The following is a 19,580-nucleotide window of genomic DNA, read 5'->3' on the forward strand; positions in this document are numbered from 1 at the left end:
GAGAAATGGCCAAGATCCAACAGGACAGCGTTCTCACCGACAATGTGGAGGGAATGAGCTATCTCAACAGCCTGCCCCGCCGCGTGGTGCTGCTCTACATCCCCATGGCGATATTCGTCTTCGTATTGCTGTTTCCCTTCTACTGGATGGCCATCACTGCCGTGAAGCCGAACTCGCAGTTGACGGACTATGAGAACTACAGCCCGTTCTGGGTGGTCGGCCCGACGCTCGACCACATCAAGTACCTGTTGTTCGAGACTTCCTATCCAGGTTGGCTGTGGAACACGGTCCTGGTTGCGGTCGGATCGACCGTCCTGTCACTCGCGGCTTCGGTCTTTGCCGCCTATGCCATCGAGCGTGTCCGGTTTTCCGGCGCCCGCACGACGGGGTTGCTGATCTTCCTCGCCTATCTCGTGCCGCCATCGATCCTGTTCATTCCCCTCGCCTTCATTGTCTTCAAGTTCGGCATCTACGATTCCAGGATGGCGCTGATCTTCACCTATCCGACCTTTCTCATTCCGTTCTGCACATGGCTGCTGATGGGTTACTTCCGTTCGATCCCCTTCGAACTCGAGGAAAGCGCGCTGGTGGATGGCGCATCGCGCTGGCAGATTCTCATCAAGATCATCCTGCCGCTCGCCATTCCCGGGCTTATCTCGGCGGGGATCTTCGCCTTCACGCTTTCCTGGAACGAGTTCATCTATGCCCTCACCTTCATCCAGTCCTCCGAGAACAAGACCGTTCCGGTCGGCGTGCTGACCGAACTGGTGCGCGGCGACGTTTTCGAATGGGGATCACTGATGGCGGGGGCTCTTTTCGGCTCGCTCCCGGTCGTTATCTTGTATTCCTTCTTCGTCGATTATTACGTGTCGTCGATGACAGGTGCTGTGAAAGAGTAAAATTTCAAGCACTCAACTGGCCGCGAAGAAACTCATCGCGACTGGGGCTCTTTGGGCGCAACGTTTTCGCGTGGCCTCTTGGGCATATCCATGTGCGGTCGAATACGGGCTGTTCGAAAACAGGATCAGATTTTGCGAATACTAACGAGGAGGCTGCAACTCTGGGACAAACGCTTCCAAAGCTCCAGATATTTCCTCATCGCAGAGAAATAAGTTCAAGTGAACGCACGACAGCTTCCTGAGAACCCTAACCGAATGACACCTCGGAGGCGGTCCGCCGGACGTCCTGACGCCGATGTCCGGATGTTCGTCCTTTGGCTCCCAGCAGTATGTCGATTTCGGCTTTATCACGGCCGTATTGCCTAAGAAGCCTCTTGGCGTGTTGATGACTGACGCAATATTTCCTGGTCACGTAGTCTTCGGTGATTTCGAGTCGGCATCAGAGACGTTCATGGCAAATCTCCTTGCCACGATAACGGAGGTTCGTTGGCTCGGGTTCCAAGAAGACCAATCGCCTCGCCTCGACTGAGGTGCGTCAGGCCTTCTTTCCGAACCCTACCTACTATCGTGCATGTGCTCTTTGAGGAAGTGGCGAAGACCCGGGCCACAGACACCTAAACGCACGCTCGGAGGGTTGTAACCGGTGTTGGGAAGCGTTGGAACAGTTACCACAATGCCGCGTTGTCATCGCATCGTGAAAACAAGGAGACCCGCGATGACCAAGACCCTCGCACTTGTGTTTGCAGCCACTTTCGCCACCGCCACGCTCGCCTATGCCGACGACGTGATCATCCGGCAGACCGACCCGGAACCCACCAACAGCATTGTCATCAAGGAAAAACAGGACCCTGACGTCGTCATCAAAAAGAAGAAGGTCATCGTCCGCGAGGACAACGATGCTGATGTGACCATCAAGGGGTCGATTAACGTCGACTGATTTATAGAGCACCCTCGCGTCATGGCGACGCGAGGGTGTGCGATCCGGCGCGCCAATCTCCTATGGACGCCCGAACAAAGACGGTTCATCGGCCTCGTCGACCAGGAAGGCGCAACCGTCCACGAAACCATCCAGGGCTGGGCGAGGAGGACGCCGCGTTCCTTCTGCCAGTTGCTGTCAAAGCCGCGCTCTCGGGCGCTGGCGCGTTGCTCAGCCATTGACCGCGGCGAGATACCACGTCCTGCAATCGTGCGGGTGATGTAGTCCTTCATCGACCACGCGTCGACTGTCTTACCGTCGCGGGAAGCGCGGACCACCGTTCGTTCATGCTGATACCATAAGTCAAGCTGGCCGGCATGCTTGGTGTTGATGAGGTCCGTGCCGATCGCGGCCTCGTTACCGTCGGCATCAATGAGAGCCTCTTCCTCCTTGGAGAGTTGCGAGCCGATTAGCTCAGCTGGCTTCTTCACTTTGCGGTATTCGGGCACGGCACTGTCCTTTTAAGTCAAGCGGAGAAAATCGAAGTGTTTCAGCACGTACTTGTAGTATTCGGCATTCCCGTTTACTGGTCAAAGATCATTAATGGAGGAATACCGCATGGCAAAGAAGAAATTGGGTACAGAAGAGTCGGATTCATACACCGGCTCCAAGAAAAGCAATGCCTATGATGGGCTCGGGGGCCACGACACCATCAGCGGTATGGGCGGAAACGATAAGCTGTGGGGCGGCCTCGGCAACGACGGCATATTGGGCGGGGATGGCAACGACAGGATTTGGGGTGGCGAAGGTTTCGACATTATCAATGGTGGCGCCGGTAACGATGTCCTTAGTGGGGGCACCGAAACTGACGCGTTTATCTTCGTGGCTGGCGGCGGTAAGTACGCTCCAGGCAGTGACGTGGATATCATCACCGATATCAATACGTCCGGCGAAGACATGGACGATATCCAGATTATGAACCTTATGCAGCCTATTGACAGCTTCGACGACATCATGAAGTACGCCAAGCAGGACGGCAAGGATGTCCGCATCGACTTCAAGTTCGGCGACGTGCTGATCCTGGAGGGCGTCAAGAAGAGCGAACTCAGCGCCGAACTATTTATGTTTGAGGGCTAACGCTCACCTTAGAATGGACATCGTGACCTTTCTATTTTTGCGACATAAGCCGGGGTTACAAACCCGGCTTTCTTGTTCGCGAGCGTGGTGGCGGCAGAGAACAAATGACCGATTTGGGGCCGCAAACGGTCTGTCCGCTTGTCGGCAGCATTGTCGAAAAGCGGTCGGTAGCTTATGGCGTGGCGGCGACGGGGTCGCACACGCTCACGCCTTGATCGGAATCCAACCCCGGGGCCAGTCGTTCTTCTGCTGCGTTCTCATTGCGACGACACGTTTGAACTTATTGCCCGACTGCCTGCTCTTTGCGCCTCCCGGCGGTCCAAACCTGTCCGCCTCGGGCGAATGTTAAATGCGATCATCCTGCCTTGGCGCGCTTTAGCTAGGCGTCATATGCGCTCATCCACCCACTGCCAATCGCGGATCTCCGGCATGTCCTGGCCGTGCGCGCGAATGTACGCCCGGTGCTCAAGCAGCTTGCCGTCCATTACCTGCTTCAGACCAACGCAGACGCTCTTCAGTTCCGGCACCCAATCAAGAACACTATGCACGATGTGATAGCGGTCGAGACCGTTCAGGACGGTCATGTCGAATGGCGTCGTCGTTGTACCTTCTTCGTTGTAGCCGCGCACATGGATGTTGTCGTGATTGGATCTGCGATAGGTAAGGCGGTGAATCGTCCAAGGATAGCCGTGGTAGGCGAAGATGACCGGCCTGTCGGTCGTAAAGAGCGCGTCGAACTCCCTGTCAGAGAGGCCATGCGGATGATGCTCCTTTGGCTGGAGTGTCATCAAATCCACGACGTTGATGACCCGGATGGACAAATCCGGAGCAAGCTCCTTTAGGATCTGCACCGCAGCCAGCGTTTCCAGCGTGGGAACGTCGCCGGCACACGCCAATACGACGTCGGGTTCGCTTCCATTCCTGGTCGAAGCCCAGTCCCAAACGCCTATCCCTGCCCGGCAATGAACGATCGCCTTGTCCATGGACAGCCACTGCCATGACGGTGGCTTGCCCGCGACGATGATGTTGATGCGATTCCAGGTGCGCAGGACGTGGTCGGTCACGCAGAGCAGTGTGTTCGCATCTGGCGGCAGGTAGACGCGTACGATGTCAGCTTTTTTGTTAAGCGCGACATCGATGAAGCCCGGATCTTGGTGGCTGAAACCATTGTGCTCCTGATGCCAGACATGGCTCGACAGCAGATAATTCAGCGACGAGATGGGCCTCCGCCACGGAATATCCTGGCACGCATCCAGCCACTTGGCATGCTGGTTGAACATCGAATCGACGATGTGAATGAACGCCTCGTAACAGGAAAACAGTCCATGTCGGCCGGTCAGAAGGTAGCCTTCCAGCCAACCCTGGCAGGTGTGCTCGGACAGGATTTCCAGGACTCTGCCGTCACGCCCAAGATGAACGTCCTCCGGAAGGATCGTCTCCATCCACGCGCGTTCTGTCACCTGAAAGACATCCTGCAGTCGGTTGGACGCCGTCTCGTCGGGACCGACAATGCGGAAGTTCTTGGCTGCGTCGTTAAGTTCCATCACGGCGCGCAGGAAGACGCCCATCGCTTTTGTGGATTCGGCTTTCATAGACCCTGGTTGCCCGGTTACCAATGCATGATCCTGCAATCCGGGGAGATTGAGGGATTTGCGCAAAAGACCACCATTGGTATGGGGGTTGGCGCTCATCCGGCGCCGTCCCTGCGGCGCCGTTTCCCGGATTGATGCAAAAGGAGCGCCTGCTGCGTCAAAGAGCTCTTCCGGCCGGTAGCTTCTCAGCCATTCCTCCAAAAGCCTGAGATGCTCCGGATCTTTCGCAATCCCTGAAAGCGGGACCTGATGCGACCGCCAGAACCCTTCAGTCTTTAGGCCATCGACCTCTTTCGGGCCGGTCCAGCCCTTTGGGCTGCGCAAAACGATCATCGGCCATTTGAGACGGGAGGACTGTTCCGAACCGCCCCGCGCGGCAGTCCGAATGTCATGAATTTTGTCCATGGCCTGATCGAGCACAACTGCCATTCGCTCGTGCATCAGCGCAGGATCGTGCCCCTCGACAAAGAGCGGCTCGTAGCCGTAGCCGATGAACAGCGCCCGCAGTTCGTCCTCGGGGATGCGCGCCAGGATTGTCGGATTGGCGATCTTGTAGCCATTCAAATGCAGGATCGGCAGAACGGCGCCATCGCGTGCGGGGTTCAGGAACTTGTTCGAATGCCAGGCGGCCGCCAGCGGCCCGGTTTCCGCTTCTCCATCGCCGACCACGCAGGCGACGATGAGATCCGGATTGTCAAAAGCCGCGCCAAAGGCATGTGAAAGTGCATAGCCAAGTTCGCCACCCTCATGGATGGATCCGGGCACATCGGGTGCTGCATGGCTCGGTATCCCGCCCGGAAACGAAAACTGCCGGAACAGTTTCCGCATTCCCCCTTCGTCGAGCGTGATGTCTGGATAGAGCTCGCTATACGTGCCTTCGAGATAGGTGTTGGCGACCATTGCCGGGCCGCCATGGCCAGGCCCACAGACGTAGATGACGTTCTCATCACGGGCCCGGATAATCCGGTTCAGATGTGCGTAAATGAAACTCAGGCCCGGCGATGTACCCCAATGGCCCAGGAGCCTTGGTTTAACATGCTCGATCCGAAGCGGTTCGCGCAACAATGGGTTGTCCATCAGGTATATCTGGCCGATCGTCAGATAATTTGCCGCCCGCCAGTGCGCGTCGATGTCATGCAATTCGCGCTGCGAAAGACGAGCAGGTGCAACAGATGCACTCAGGGGATCGCTCATATTGACTCCTGGTTCGCAGACCTGAAAATTTGCGTGGTGGGGCGGATTCGGCCGCGAAGTCGAAGCACCGTTCTTGGCGTCTCTATCGAAGCTAACGCATCAAGCGGTCCTTGGGTCCATCCGGCCGTGACGAATGCCGAAGCGACAGACATGAGACTTGCGGCCAGTGGTGGCCTAGCCGGCGAGCGTCGCCGGCGCGCCAGTCGTTTCGGCACGGAGCAGCGACCTGCAATAGATCCGCTAATCTCTGTTCGCCACGGCGACGGCACGAAGACCGGGAACGAGCGATCCTTCACCGCTAACGCGGATATCGGCGGCGTTTGCCTCGTCAGTATCGATATGCATCTCGGTTACGGAGTCGGCGCCGACACGGATTAGCGTCTTGCCGAACACCAGCCCGCGCTCCTCGTCGCCGATGTAAACGTCCACGAGCATGCCGTCCACGAGGCCCAGGCGTCCGGCATCATCCGGGTTGGTATGGATATGACGCGCGGCCACAATCAGTCCGTCGGCATTGAGGCTCCCGAAAGGTCCAATGAGGCGAACCGTTGGCGTACCGTCCAGCTTGCCACTGTCGCGAACGGGCGCATCAATGCCGAGCGCAAACCCGTCCGTTCTCGAAATTTCGATCTGCGTCCGGGGACGCTCGGGGCCGAGGATGGCGACGCGCTCCAGGCGACCTTTCGGTCCCTCCAGCGTGACGCGCTCGCTCGCGGCCCATTGGCCAGGCTGGCGAAGCGGAATGGCGGGCGTCAGTTGGTATCCAGCTCCGAACAAGGCCTCGGTAGCTGGTCGGGACAGGTGAACGTGCCGGGCCGATACCGCGACGGGGATCGGTTCGGGCACCGTTGCCTTCGGTGCCAATGCGGCGGCCGTTTCCTGGGCGATCATCAACTGCTCGGCAGTCTCGGTGACGATCACCCGCACTCTGGCACCATAGGCCTGGATCTGCGGGGCAGCGTGGTTGGCTAGTTCGACACACTGGTTGCGGTCGTGGTCGAGTCGCAGACCCATGAACTCCAGTCCATCGCAGATGCGCCGGCGCATTGACGGCGAGTTCTCCCCGATGCCTCCGGTAAAGACGACAGCATCGAGGCCACCCATGGCCGCCGCATAGGCTCCAATATATTTTCGGGCGCGATAGGCGAACAATTCGATGGCGAGCTGGGCATCAGCGTCACCTCCACTGGCACGATCTTCGACGTCTCGCATGTCGGATGAACCCGTGAGTCCCTTGAGCCCGCTTTCGGAATAAAGCGCTTCCTCAACATCCACAATCGACAGCGCATGCTGCCGCGACAGGAATCCAAACAGGCCCGGATCGACATCGCCGGAACGCGTTCCCATTACCAATCCCTCGAGCGGTGTCATCCCCATCGACGTGTCTATGCTCTCTCCACGGTTGACCGCGCAGACACTGGCCCCGTTGCCAAGATGCACGCTAACTATCTGGAGATCGCGCAGCGGCACGTCAATCTCCTCAGCGGCACGGATAGCCACATACTTGTGCGACGTGCCGTGAAATCCAAAGCGCCGCAGACCAGCATCGCGCCAAGCTTTTGGTACGGCGTAAGTCGTAGCGCGAGGTGGATTGGTGCTATGGAATGCAGTATCGAAGACAGCGACCTGAGGCAGGTTCGGCCAGACTTGCTTTGCAATGCGCACAGCCAGAAGATTTGCGGGATTGTGTAGCGGCGCCAGAGGCGTCAGCGCCTCGATCGCCACAACGGTAGCTTCGTCGAGAACAGCCGTCGTTCGGAAGTTTTCGCCCCCATGAACGATCCGATGGCCGACCGCTTCCAGTTGGGCAACTCCATGGCCATCAAGAATTCGCGGGAGCGCAACCAGGGCGGCGGCAATGTCACCAAACGGCGCTTCCCCGGTTTCGATCGCACCGTCCTTGGTAATCTTGTAAGAACAGCGCCCGGCCTCAAATTTCTCGTAACCCGCTTTGAATATCTCGGTCGCCTTTTCCGTAATTTCGAAAACGCCGACCTTCAAGCTGGAACTGCCGCAATTCAACACAAGTATTTTCACAACGCGCCTTTCGAACCAGCTCGGCTCCGCAATGTCGAAGGGGCGCCGATCTCCGACCCCGCATGGTCGTGATCGCTGATTCCCTTCGTCACCTCAGGGTGTGATGGTTGACCGTCGGCTGGAAGCAAACCCATAGCACACCTGAATGAAACTGCCGTGTTCAATCTACGCGAGGAATGAGGAGCCCTAGGCGACTTTGTTGTCTACAGTGATTACCGAGCAAGGCGTGATAAGCGCGCGGGGAAGGGTAGTCTCTTGAACGAACACGGTCGGTCTCCTTCACTTGATGATTACTCGCTCCTGTCAGGCGAAACTGTAGCGCGAGAGTTGGGCAGCAATGCCGAGAACGGCCTGAGCGGATTGGAGGCAGCAAGGCTCCTAGCTGAATTTGGTCCCAATGAACTACGGGCGGTATCGCCGATGCCCGCCTGGCGACACGTGCTTGCACAATTTCGGGACCCGCTCGTTTATCTGCTGCTCGGCGCGATCGTTGTCGCCGTTGTGGCGTGGCTCATCGAAGGCCGCGAAGGTTTGCCGGTAGATGCGATTGTCATCGCCATGGTCGTCGTGGCAAATGCCGTTCTCGGATTCGTGCAAGAAGCAAGGGCCGCACACGCCGTTGCCGCGCTGGCGCGGATGACGGCCGTGACCTCTTCAGTGCTGCGCGACGGGGAACGAAGGCGCATCCCGAGCGCAGAGTTGGTCCCGGGCGACGTCCTGCTGCTGGAGGAAGGCGACTCCGTTGGCGCCGACGGCCGGCTTCTGCTCGCTGCGAGCCTTCGCGTGCAGGAAGCATCGCTTACCGGGGAAAGCGAGGCCGTTTTAAAAGACGCCGCCGCCCTGAATGATCCCGGTCCGCTCGCCGATCGTTTCTGCATGGTTTTCAAGGGCACAGCGATCGTTCAGGGGACCGGTCGCGCCGTCATCACCGCTACTGGCATGCAGACCGAGATGGGCGCTATCGCCACGATGCTCGACGCCGCGGTGGAGCAGCCGACACCACTGCAGAAGGAAGTGGCGCTGATTGGACGCACGCTCGGCATTGCCGTCGTCGTCATCGCCGTCATCGTGGTCGCCACGGTGCTGGTGATATCCGATATACAAAGCCCTTCCGATGTCATCACCGTGCTTTTGCTGGGCGTATCGCTGGCAGTGGCAGCCGTGCCGGAAGGTCTTCCGGCAATCCTGTCTCTCGTACTGGCGCTTGGAGTCCAGCGCATGGCCAACCGCAATGCAATCGTCAAGACGCTCTCGTCGGTGGAGACCCTCGGTTCGGCCTCCGTCATCTGCTCTGACAAGACCGGCACGCTCACTCGGTCCGAGATGACGATCGAGCGAATCATGACTGCGTCGGGCGGCAGCCGCGTGACGGGCGTTGGCTATGCGCCGCTAGGCCACCTGGAGATCGAGGGAGGCCCAGCGCCCGAAGGAGCGCTTCGCGCCGAGCAGATCGTCGTACTGAGCGGAGGCAGCCTGGCCGGCAACGCCGCCCTGCGGCTGGCGGAAGACGGAGCCTGGGAGATACAGGGCGATCCAACGGAAGCCGCATTTCTCGTGGCGGAGCGCAAGCTGGGCGTGGGGGACCGACGCCAGAGACGCTTCGAACGCATCGGTGAGATCCCCTTCAGTTCCGACCGAAAGATGATGTCGACCATCGAGCTCGACCACGAGCATGGCGGCGAACGTATCCTCATCTCCAAGGGCGCGCCCGACGTGTTGATGCAGCACTGCAATCGCATCCGAATAGGCATGGACGTTGCTCAGTTCGATGAGGCGCAGCGTGCACGCGCGCATGCCGATGTGGAGCGACTGTCGGACGAGGCGTTGCGGACTTTGGCGGTCGCCTATCGGCCCCTGGGAGCCGACGAAGACCCGCAAGCCAGCGAGGCGCTGGAGCACGACCTGATTTTCGTGGGCACTGTGGGCATTATCGACCCGCCGCGCGAAGAAGCGGCGGTCGCGATTTTGGCTGCTCATCGCGCCGGCATCCGGGTCATAATGATCACTGGCGATCATCCACGCACTGCGGCGCGGATCGCGGCTCTGCTCGGTATCGTCGAAAACGGGACGAAGGCGTTAACTGGGGCCGAACTGGACGCGATGGACGATGCTGGTTTCGCGGCTGCGGTACGGACGACCTCGGTCTATGCACGCGTGGCGCCCGTACATAAGTTGCGCATTGTTGATGCCTTGCAAGCCGACGGTAGCGTAGTGGCCATGACGGGGGACGGCGTCAACGACGCTCCCGCTTTGAAGGCAGCAGACATTGGCGTCGCCATGGGGATCACCGGCACGGAGGTCACCAAGGAGGCGGCCAAGATGATCCTGGCCGATGACAATTTCGCCACCATTGTCGAGGCGGTACGCGAAGGGCGCGCCATCTTCGACAATATCCGCAAGTTCCTCCGCTATCTGCTGTCGTCCAACATGGGCGAGGTTCTGACAGTGTTCCTTGGCGTCGTCGGGGCTGGCGTGATCGGGCTGGGTGGCGGCGGCGGCGGCGGCGAGCTGGTGCTGCCTTTGCTGGCGACCCAAATCCTCTGGATCAATCTGATCACCGACTCTGGTCCCGCGCTCGCAATGGGCATCGATCCTGAAACCGACGATGTGATGGCGCGTCCGCCTCGCAAGGCGAACGAGCGCGCCATCGACGCGCGCATGTGGCAAGGAGTGATCGCAATCGGCCTTGTAATGGCGCTGACGACGCTCCTCACTATCGATCTTTACCTGCCGGGGGGGCTCATTGAAGGCACGCAAAGTCTTGATCAGGCACGCACTGCCGGGTTCACCGTTCTTGTTCTTGCTCAACTATTCAACTGCTTCAACGCACGTTCTGAGACGACAAGCGCTTTCCACCATAAGTTCACAAATCGGTGGTTGTGGGCAGCCATTGGAGTGTCATTCTTGCTCCAGGTAGCGGTCGTCAACTTCGCACCGCTGAACGTGGCGTTCGGAACAGTACCCATGCCGCTTGAACAGTGGCTCGTCTGCATAGCCATGGGCAGTAGCGTCCTTGGGTTCGGCGAGATCCGCAAATGGGTGCTACGGCGCTGAGGCAAAGGACACATATCTCGTATGCACCCTCAGCCGCCGCGCAGGCTTTAGGTTATGAAATAATCGGACAACGGGGAGCGAGCAGGCACAGGATTAGGTCTGAAACATTCAATTCATATGCACCCGAAAATGCCTTGGTCTGGGTAGGTTCCGAACCTATACAGTCGCGCTCCTGAGCGTTAAGTTGCGTGTCCTGTTCAACGAGGGCGCTGACCAGACATCCTTAGCGCGGGGGAGATGCTGATGAAGAGTCCCTATGAAACCCTCGGTGTGCTGTCGACGGCGTCTGATGACGATATCCGCAAAGCATACCGTCGCCTTGCCAAGACATTGCATCCCGATCTCAACCCGGGAAATAAGCAGGCTGAGGAACGCTTCAAGGAGCTCTCGGCGGCCAATGAAATTATCTCCGATCCGATCAAACGCTCGCGTTTTGATAAAGGCGAGATCGATGCGTCCGGTGCAGAGCCGCCGCCCCGACCGTATTACAAGGACTATGCCGCCAGCGCATCGACCGGCAATCCCTACCAAAACAATTCGGGGTTTTCTGACTTTGCGGGCGCCGAAGACATTTTTGCCAACATGTTTGGTCAGGGCCAGCGCCGATCTCGCCCCGCGCGCGGCAGCGACATCAGTTACAAGCTCACCATCGATTTCCTCGAAGCGGTCAATGGCGGAAAGAAACGAATTTCCCTGCCCGATGGAGGATCGCTCGACCTGACAATCCCGCCTGGCATTCAGGCTGATAAGATCTTGCGGCTCAAGGGTAAGGGAGAAGCATCTCCCGGACAAGGTGGCGCGGGCGACGGGTTAGTGGAGATTTCCATTAATCCGCATCGTTTTTTCGTACGCAACGGTGATGATATCCATATCACCGTGCCGGTGACGATTGCCGAAGCCATGCTGGGCGGTCGGCTGAAGGTCCCGACTCCGTCTGGTGACGTGATGCTGGTGGTGCCAAAGGGATCGAACAGCGGTTCGGTCATGCGGCTCAAGGGCAAGGGCCCCCGCCAAGGCGGCCACGGCGACCAACTGGCCGAACACGCCCAACGCGGAACTTGAGGCTTTCTTCGCCCAATGGGACAGCGGCCCCGACTATAATCCCCGCAAGGACATGCTGTCATGATCATAAATAGGTTGGACTTCATCCAACGCGCGCAAATCGATCAGGGCACGTTGGAGATCTGGATCGGTGAGGAATGGCTGTTGCCCAACCGCCTTCTCGCGGACCTGGAGTTTTCAGAAATCGATCTCGCCCGCGCGGCGCTCATTGTTGATCTGACGCAACGGCTCGGGGTGAACGATGAGGGCGTCGGCGCCATCCTGAATCTGGTCGATCAGGTGCATGGCTTGCGCTCGATGCTCAGCATGCTGATGCCACATGCGCTGCCGTTGCGCCTGGTGGAAGACGAGCAACTTGAGTGATCGTTCGATCTCATAGGTAGTTTCCGACCAACTCCAACCCTCGCCGCCAGGGTGAGACTAACACGTATTAAGATGGAGCAGGCAGCTTTTGCAGACCTGCCGTTCCACGATCTCTGGGGCGAAATCAAAGCCGACCGTGCCATACGGTGATTGCCTATGCCGAACACTGTGTTGAGCCTAGGCAAGCCTTTTCAATATCTGTCGCGCTTCCAATCCATGTTGCCCGAGGTTGCGGTTTGTTTCGCAGCCGCACAAGCGCATGGTGCATGCGGCACATGTGGCTGCGACAAGAAACTTAGGTTGATGCGATATGAATTTTTTCAAAACACGCTATGCAAATGTGCTTGCGACCATCGCTGGCGCTGGACTGGTGGCGGGGGGCGTACTCTGGTGGATAGTAGATCCGTTCTCTGCGGACATCGCCTGGTCAGTTGCCACAGCGCCAATTCTTATCAGTCTCTTCTTCCAAATAGTCAATTCGCTTCGGAAAGGCGACGTCGGTCTTGATGTCATCGCCGCGCTGTCGATGTCGGCAGCACTGGCATTCGGCGAACCGCTGGCAGGCAATGTTGTCGCCATGATGTATGCCAGTGGCCAATTGTTGGAGACTTTTGCGCAAGGCAAGGCGCGACGTGAAATGACTGCTTTGATGGGCCGCGTTGCCCACACGACTATGCTCTACGATGGAGTGACACTAAGGGAAGTCCCAATCGCGTCTGTAAAGCCTGCGGACCGACTGCTGATCCGACAGGGTGAAGTGCTGCCCGTTGACGGCCGCATCGTGAGTGATGTCGCAGTTCTCAATCTCTCCGCCCTGACAGGAGAGTCCCTGCCGCGCAACCTTCGCAAAGGCGAGGAGGCGCTCAGCGGCTCCACATCCGCAGGACCACCTTTCGACCTGATTGCCAGCCGACCCGCTGCGGAAAGCACTTACGCGGGCATCGTTCGGCTGGTGGAATCAGCACAGGCCAGCAAGGCTCCGATGGTCCGAATGGCTGATCGGTATGCCCTTGGATTTCTGGCTCTGACGATCGCAATTGCGGCAGCGACCTGGCTGTTGACCAAAGATACCAGTCGTGTCCTTGCTGTCCTGGTTTCCGCCACTCCCTGTCCGCTTATTCTTGCAGTTCCCGTCGCGCTAATCGCGGGCGTGTCACGCACGGCCAGTATCGGCGTCCTCATCAAGGGCGGTGCTGTACTCGAAACGCTTGCCAAGGTGCGTACGGTCATCCTCGACAAGACGGGAACGCTCACACATGGACAGGCTGAAGTCACCGATATCAAAGTCACCGTGATCGGCTCGGAGGCTGAAACACTGAGGCTGGCCGCCAGTCTCGATCAGGCCTCCGGACATGTCGTCGCGACCGCACTGATCCGCGAGGCGGCCGCTCGCGGTCTTTCGTTAACTGCGCCGCTAGACGTGGCTGAGGTACCCGGCACTGGAATTGAGGGGACCGTCGAAGGCAGACGGATCGTCGTCGGCGGAAACAGTTTTGTTCACGAGCGCTGCACAGGCAATGATCCCCGCAACCTCATGGCGGGGGTCCGGCCTTCTTCAATGACCGTTGCGGTGTCGGTCGATGGCAAACTAGCGGGCGTTATTGTTTTGGCAGACCGCGTTCGCAAGGATGCCGGCGCGGTCATCAGGGAGTTGCGCCAGTCCGGTGTTTCCAGAATTGTGCTCGCCTCGGGTGACCGGCTAGATATTGCACAAGACGCCGGCGCGTTGCTAGGTGTCGATCTTATTCTGGGCGACCTCTCGCCGGATGCAAAGGTTGCAGCAGTCAGCGCCGAACACGACGGTCCGGTAATGATGGTTGGCGATGGGGTTAACGATGCTCCGGCCCTTGCAGCAGCCGATGTTGGTGTCGCCATGGGTGCTCACGGTACCGCCTCGTCATCGGAGGTCGCAGGCGTTGTTTTACTTATCGATGAACTGGGCCCACTCGCCGAGGCAATGGCGATCGCCCGCCGCAGCCGCATGATCGCATTCCAGAGCGTTGTCGCGGGTCTGGGGCTTTCGCTGGGGGCGATGGCTGCCGCCGCGTTTGGCTACCTGCCGCCAGTTCAGGGAGCACTGTTTCAGGAGGTCATCGATGTGGCGGTTATTCTTAATGCTTTGCGAGCACTGAGATAGGCAAGGCTAAGTAACGTGTTGTCGGCTCGGGACAAGTCCGCTTTTAGCGCGAACATGCCGAGTCGCAGTCCGTGGCATTGTCTGCCTTCGAGCCGCCGGCCCTGTGGACTCTATGACCGAGATGAAGGCGCAAAGGCGACACCGACGACCGCTGTTTCTACTTCAGGCGGTATGGCTGAAGGGTTGGCGGATGCAGCGTGCCCGTTCCGTTGCTCAAGCGGGGAAGTTGGAGTATGTTTCAGGTGGTAGCCGACTGCGGAGGAGCGGTCGGAACGGTTGAGCAGGCAAGGCCCGCAAAAACATCAGGTCTCAAATCTGGAGGGGCCGGAGCAGAACCGTCCCGAGCGGTCGCGGCATTTTGGCCTTCGTGCGATGGGAGGAGCGCCGGCATGGACTTTCCCGTACCCGAAAACGAAGTCGAGCGCTTGGCCGCGGTGCAGGCCTACCACGTATACGGCACGGCCCCCGAACCCGGCTTCGACGACCTTACCGATCTCGCTGCGTCGATCGCCAATGTACCGATTGCGATGGTCAACATCGTCGGCGACACCAAGATCTGGCTGAAATCCCGTCACGGCGTTCCTCCGGATATCGAGGAGGTCCCCCGCGCCGGCGTCTGCTGCAGCCATGCCGTCTGCCGCAGCGACTTGCTGGTCGTTCCCAACACGATCGCCGACGAGCGTTTCAGGGAAATGCCCTTCATCGCAACCGAACCCTTCATCCGCTTTTACGCTGGCATGCCGCTGATCGATTCTGGCGGCCGGGCGCTGGGAACGCTCTGCCTCATGGATGTCACGCCGCGCGAGCTCGCCTTCGAGACGGCCGAATGCATCCGGCGCATTGCGCGCCAGACCACCGCCCAGCTCGAACTGCGTCTGAAGATCGCCGAGCTTATGCGCTCGCAGCAGGATCTGGCCGCCGAGAAGCAACGCTCCGACGATCTGCTCCTCAACATCCTGCCCCGCAACATAGCCGCGGAATTGACCGAGAAGGGCTCGGTTGAACCTCGCCACCATCCTTCCGCGACGATTTTGTTCACCGACTTCGTCGACTTCACCCGATCCGCGGCTGAACTCTCCCCGCGGGAACTGGTCGATGACCTCGATATGTACTTCTCGGAATTCGACAGCATTGTCGCGCGGCATGGGCTGGAAAAACTCAAGACCATCGGCGACTCCTATATGTGCGCCGGCGGTCTGATGCCGGGCCAAAAGGACCATGCTGTCCGTAGCTGCCTTGCGGCTCTCGCAATCAAGCAGTTCGTGATGCGCTCGAACCAGCGCTGGGCCGCGCTCGGCGAGCGACCCTGGCACCTGCGCGTCGGCCTGCACAGCGGCAGCATGATGTCCGGCGTCGTGGGAAAGAAGAAGTTCACCTACGATGTCTGGGGCGACGCGGTGAATATTGCATCGCGAATGGAGAGCACCGACGAAGCCGACCACGTCAACATTTCCGAAAGCACGTATCAACAGGTGAAGCCATATTTCGATTGCACGGCGCGGGGTGCCCTCGAGGTTAAAAACCGGGGCAAAATGACGATGTATTTCCTCGACCGCCTGAAACCGGAATATTCGGCGGACCTGGACGGTGTGGAAGCCAACGAGCGTCTGAAGAGCGCGCTCGCCGGCACGTCAGTCCTCTGGTCCATGCACTGAATATCCGGGGCAAGCACCGCGGAAGCCTGTCGGCCGCGAATTCGAGCGTGTTGCTCGGGAGTGCTGCGCCAATGACCGTTATTGGCGCACACATGCCGCCTCGCACGTTCCACTGCATTGTCCGCTTTCGAGACGTCGCTTGGCGGGAGTCTATGACCGATACGAGGGCGCAAAGGCGACACGACTTCCGCCTTTGGCCCAAAGCCGCCGTCGCAATAGACGGTCACGAGGGTCATCGACAACGGCCGACCCTCGCTCCTTGATTAGTGGACCGACGAGCTCGCAGCCAGCCGCTCGTCCTTGTCATGCAGGGCGAACCTGTCGACCATGTCGGCGCTGGCCTCGTTGAAACCGAGCACTTCAACGTCGATGCCTGACTTGCGGTACTTGAGGATAGCCTTGTCCAGAGCTCCAACGGCGGTGATGTCCCAGAGATGCGCGGCGCTGACATCGATGACGACCTTCTTCGCCGTTTCCGCGAAGTCGAAAGCGTGGATGAAACTCTCGGCGGAGGCGAAGAAAATCTGACCTTCGACGACATAGGTCACTGTGGCGTTCGGCGAGTTCTCCAGGCGCGAGACTTTGAACAACTTCGCCACCTTGCCCGCGAAAAAGATGCCCGACAGCAGCACGCCGACGATGACGCCCTTGGCGAGGTCGTGGGTCGCGACGACGGTGACAACAGTCGCCAGCATGACCACAGACGACGGAAGCGGGTTGCGCCGGAGGTCGAGGATCGAGCGCCAGGAGAAAGTGCCGATCGACACCATGATCATGACGGCGACGAGCGCGGCCATCGGGATGATCCGGACGAGATCATTGAGGGCGACGATCAAGAACAGCAGGAAAGCGCCCGCGACAAACGTCGAGAGACGACCTCGGCCGCCGGATGTCACGTTGATCACGGACTGGCCGATCATGGCGCAGCCGCCCATGCCGCCGATAAGGGCCGAGGCGATGTTGCCCGCGCCCTGACCAACGCATTCCTGGCTCTTGTTGCTCGGCGTGTCGGTCATGTCGTCGACGATCTGCGCCGTCAGCAAGGACTCGAGCAGGCCGACGGCCGCAAGCGTGACGGAATAGGGGAAGATGATCTGCAGCGTCTCCCAGGTCAGAGGCACCTGCGGGAGCATGAGGAAGGGAAGCGTGGAAGGAAGTTCGCCGAGATCGCCGACGGTGCGGAGGTCCATACCCGTCCACCATGCAAGCGCGGTGAGCACGGCGATGGCGACCAGCGGCGAAGGGATCGCCTTCGTCACGTAGGGGAAAAGATAGATGATGGCGAGGCCACCCGCGATCATGAAATAGGTCAGGGTCGGCACACCGATCAACTCAGGCAACTGCGCCATGAAGATGAGGATCGCGAGCGCGTTGACGAAGCCCGTTATGACGGACCGGGACACGAAGCGCATGACTCGGCCGAGCCTGAGCCATCCCGCGACGATCTGGATGACCCCCATCAGGATCGTGGCGGCAAAGAGATATTGGAGGCCGTGTTCCTTGACCAGCGAGATCATGACGACGGCGGTCGCGGCCGTGGCGGCGGAGATCATGCCCGGCCTGCCGCCGACGAAGGCCGCGACGCAAGCGATCGCGAAGGAGGCGTAGAGGCCGACCTTGGGGTCCACGCCCGCGATCACGGAGAAGCCGATCGCCTCCGGAATGAGGGCGAGCGCGACGACGATCCCGGAAAGGACGTCGCCACGGATGTTGGAGAACCACTCTTTGACGATAGGTTGAAAAAGTTCGCATTGATGATTTTTCACAGTTGATGCAACGAGCCGAGCGGAACTCGGTCCTGGAGAGCAATATTGGTTGCGTTGCTGTGTTGTCTGGCGGATCGGCGGCCAGAAGAGCCACCCGGAGTTTCACCGGGTCCTTGTGGATGAAAGCCCTCTAGCCGAGATGGTATTGTGACGCAACAAGAACTAGCACACTGTACGCGCTCTCGGCCCGACGCGAAGTCACCGCGCCAGCAGCCGTCTCCATTATACCGCAACGGCGTCACCGCGTTCAAATCCCTCCATCTAGGAAGGATTGGAATCGAGCCGAATTTATGTTGAATGCAGTCAATGAAAACTCGTAAACGCTTCATGGACCCGACCCTGGCCGCAGTGCTCGCGTTCTTCATCGCAGCGGTTATTGTCGGCCTCGTTGTGACGCTCCTCCTCTAGCCGTTACGATACCTCGGCGCGCGGCCGCCGTTCGCTTCCCATCAACACGAAGCATCCTGCCAGCGCCGCGACCGTCGAGCCGAGTATGATGCCAAGCTTCGCTTCGTCTTGCGCGGCCGGATCGTGGAACGCGAGCAGCGCCACGAAAAGGCTCATGGTGAAGCCAATTCCGCAAAGAAGAGCAACTCCCGTCATCTGTCTCCAACTGGCGGAGCCGGGAAGATCGGCAATACCCGCGCGGACCATCAGCCAGACCGACCCGAGCACGCCGACGATCTTGCCGACGAAGAGACCGAGCCCGACGCCGAGCGTGACGGGTTCGAGCATCGCGGCCAACCCAACACCGGAGAAAGAAAGTCCGGCATTCGCGAACCCGAAGATCGGAACCACGAGGAACGAAACGGGCTTGTGAAGTAGATGCTCCAACCTGTGCAAAGGAGAGTCCGCCTCGGAGGCCTCAGGCGTTCCGGGCGTGATCTTGATGGGGAAGGTCAGAGCGAGTAGGACGCCCGCAATCGTCGCGTGCACGCCCGACATGAAGACTAAAATCCACAGGACCAGTCCCAGCCCGAGATATGGGACGAGATGGTTCACGCGCATCCGATTTAGAACAATGAGCAGGACGACGACAACGGCCGCTCCACCCAACGCGAGCAGATTTAGACCGCCCGTATAGAAGAAGGCGATGATGACAACCGCCCCGAGGTCGTCGATGATCGCGAGCGCCGTCAGAAAGACCTTGAGGGTCACCGGAACCCTTGGACCGAGAAGCGAAAGAACGCCGAGGGCGAAGGCGATGTCGGTCGCGGCCGGGATTGCCCAGCCATGGGCGGTGGCCGGGTTCCCGCCGTTGAACCAGGCATAGACGAGCGCAGGAGCGACCATTCCCCCGAGAGCCGCGCCGCCCGGCAGAATCCGACGCGGCCACGACGACAATTGGCCGTCCAGCATCTCGCGCTTGATCTCAAGTCCTACGAGAAGAAAGAACAGCGCCATCAGAGCGTCGTTGACCCAGTGGAGAACACTGAGAGGTCCTATGTAGACATGGAGGGCATGGAAGTAGGTCGCAGCGAGCGGCGAGTTGGCGGTGACAAGCGCCAGCGCCGCGACGGCCATAAGGATGAGGCCACTCGAAGCCTCGTTGTCGAGGAAACTGCGGAGGGTAGACGGGATGCGGCCTTTGGATGCGGGCGAAGACATGGATTCGCGCTCCTTGCGAGAGGTTGATCGAAGTCTCCGTCGATTTCGGGATTACCCGCAGCGCACGCAGCACACGCAGTGCCAATTCTAAGGACCTCAATCCCGAAACGCAATATTGCGACGACGAAGCCTCACCACCCGCCGCCAACGCAACGAACCA

The 19,580-nt window shown here is 59.4% G+C and carries 12 protein-coding genes and 1 other annotated feature; of the genes, 8 read left to right on the top strand and 4 right to left on the bottom strand.

From position 1 onward, the window contains the following. Positions 1 to 5 precede the first annotated feature (5 nt). From IHQ71_RS24390 to IHQ71_RS24400, 3 genes are all read left to right on the top strand, one after another. Positions 6 to 899 (top strand): carbohydrate ABC transporter permease, encoded by an 894-nt coding sequence (locus IHQ71_RS24390; protein ID WP_258158995.1) that lies wholly within the window; start codon positions 6 to 8, stop codon positions 897 to 899. 715 nt (positions 900 to 1,614) lie between these two features. After that, on the top strand, positions 1,615 to 1,836 hold the full coding sequence (locus IHQ71_RS24395) for a hypothetical protein (protein ID WP_258158996.1): 222 nt from the start codon (positions 1,615 to 1,617) through the stop codon (positions 1,834 to 1,836). Positions 1,837 to 2,433: 597 nt separating this feature from the next. Further along, complete coding sequence (locus tag IHQ71_RS24400; protein WP_258158997.1) at positions 2,434 to 2,952, top strand: calcium-binding protein; 519 nt, start codon at positions 2,434 to 2,436, stop codon at positions 2,950 to 2,952. 386 nt (positions 2,953 to 3,338) lie between these two features. Here the strand turns inward: IHQ71_RS24400 and IHQ71_RS24405 are convergent, their stop codons facing one another. Next, positions 3,339 to 5,738: a phosphoketolase gene (locus tag IHQ71_RS24405; RefSeq protein WP_258158998.1), complete on the bottom strand. Its 2,400-nt coding sequence runs from the start codon at positions 5,736 to 5,738 to the stop codon at positions 3,339 to 3,341. Positions 5,739 to 5,978: 240 nt separating this feature from the next. Continuing rightward, entirely contained in the window at positions 5,979 to 7,775 is a 1,797-nt protein-coding gene (locus IHQ71_RS24410) for an acetate/propionate family kinase (RefSeq protein WP_258158999.1), read from the bottom strand. A gap of 255 nt (positions 7,776 to 8,030) precedes the next feature. Here IHQ71_RS24410 and IHQ71_RS24415 point away from each other — a divergent pair, with 255 nt between their 5' ends. The 5 genes from IHQ71_RS24415 to IHQ71_RS24435 all read left to right on the top strand — a co-directional run bounded on the left by IHQ71_RS24415 (position 8,031) and on the right by IHQ71_RS24435 (position 16,046). After that, the gene (locus tag IHQ71_RS24415; protein WP_258159000.1) at positions 8,031 to 10,829 is read left to right on the top strand and encodes a cation-translocating P-type ATPase; all 2,799 of its coding nucleotides are present in this window, start codon (positions 8,031 to 8,033) and stop codon (positions 10,827 to 10,829) included. A gap of 243 nt (positions 10,830 to 11,072) precedes the next feature. Beyond that, positions 11,073 to 11,891 carry a J domain-containing protein gene (locus tag IHQ71_RS24420; RefSeq protein ID WP_258159001.1) on the top strand — a complete coding sequence of 273 codons (819 nt, stop codon included), beginning with the start codon at positions 11,073 to 11,075 and terminating at the stop codon, positions 11,889 to 11,891. Positions 11,892 to 11,966: 75 nt separating this feature from the next. Next, the gene (locus IHQ71_RS24425) at positions 11,967 to 12,254 is read left to right on the top strand and encodes a chaperone modulator CbpM (protein ID WP_258159002.1); all 288 of its coding nucleotides are present in this window, start codon (positions 11,967 to 11,969) and stop codon (positions 12,252 to 12,254) included. Positions 12,255 to 12,564: 310 nt separating this feature from the next. Then, a complete protein-coding gene (locus IHQ71_RS24430) occupies positions 12,565 to 14,391 on the top strand; it encodes a heavy metal translocating P-type ATPase (protein ID WP_258159003.1) in 1,827 nt (608 codons plus the stop codon). Positions 14,392 to 14,780: 389 nt separating this feature from the next. Next, positions 14,781 to 16,046 carry an adenylate/guanylate cyclase domain-containing protein gene (locus IHQ71_RS24435; RefSeq protein ID WP_258159004.1) on the top strand — a complete coding sequence of 422 codons (1,266 nt, stop codon included), beginning with the start codon at positions 14,781 to 14,783 and terminating at the stop codon, positions 16,044 to 16,046. Between the two features lie 263 nt (positions 16,047 to 16,309). On the opposite strand, the gene IHQ71_RS24440 is transcribed toward IHQ71_RS24435, so the two are convergent. Both IHQ71_RS24440 and nhaA read right to left on the bottom strand, forming a co-directional pair. Next, positions 16,310 to 17,779 (bottom strand): SulP family inorganic anion transporter, encoded by a 1,470-nt coding sequence (locus IHQ71_RS24440; protein WP_258162940.1) that lies wholly within the window; start codon positions 17,777 to 17,779, stop codon positions 16,310 to 16,312. A gap of 93 nt (positions 17,780 to 17,872) precedes the next feature. Next, positions 17,873 to 17,928 (bottom strand) — a sequence feature (sul1 is cis-regulatory element that is thought to sense ions involved in sulfur or methionine metabolism; They are found in Alphaproteobacteria). 295 nt (positions 17,929 to 18,223) lie between these two features. Further along, complete coding sequence (gene nhaA / locus IHQ71_RS24445; protein ID WP_258159005.1) at positions 18,224 to 19,420, bottom strand: Na+/H+ antiporter NhaA; 1,197 nt, start codon at positions 19,418 to 19,420, stop codon at positions 18,224 to 18,226. Positions 19,421 to 19,580: the final 160 nt, after the last annotated feature.

Origin of the sequence: Rhizobium sp. TH2, assembly GCF_024707525.1 — a bacterium.
Taxonomy (GTDB): Bacteria; Pseudomonadota; Alphaproteobacteria; order Rhizobiales; family Rhizobiaceae; genus Rhizobium_E.

Coding starts and splice junctions, on each gene's coding strand:
- nhaA (WP_258159005.1), bottom strand. CDS start 19,420: ATGTCTTCGCCCGCATCCAAAGGCCGCATCCCGTCTACCCTCCGCAGT.
- IHQ71_RS24430 (WP_258159003.1), top strand. CDS start 12,565: ATGAATTTTTTCAAAACACGCTATGCAAATGTGCTTGCGACCATCGCT.
- IHQ71_RS24400 (WP_258158997.1), top strand. CDS start 2,434: ATGGCAAAGAAGAAATTGGGTACAGAAGAGTCGGATTCATACACCGGC.
- IHQ71_RS24435 (WP_258159004.1), top strand. CDS start 14,781: ATGGACTTTCCCGTACCCGAAAACGAAGTCGAGCGCTTGGCCGCGGTG.
- IHQ71_RS24405 (WP_258158998.1), bottom strand. CDS start 5,738: ATGAGCGATCCCCTGAGTGCATCTGTTGCACCTGCTCGTCTTTCGCAG.
- IHQ71_RS24420 (WP_258159001.1), top strand. CDS start 11,073: ATGAAGAGTCCCTATGAAACCCTCGGTGTGCTGTCGACGGCGTCTGAT.
- IHQ71_RS24395 (WP_258158996.1), top strand. CDS start 1,615: ATGACCAAGACCCTCGCACTTGTGTTTGCAGCCACTTTCGCCACCGCC.
- IHQ71_RS24390 (WP_258158995.1), top strand. CDS start 6: ATGGCCAAGATCCAACAGGACAGCGTTCTCACCGACAATGTGGAGGGA.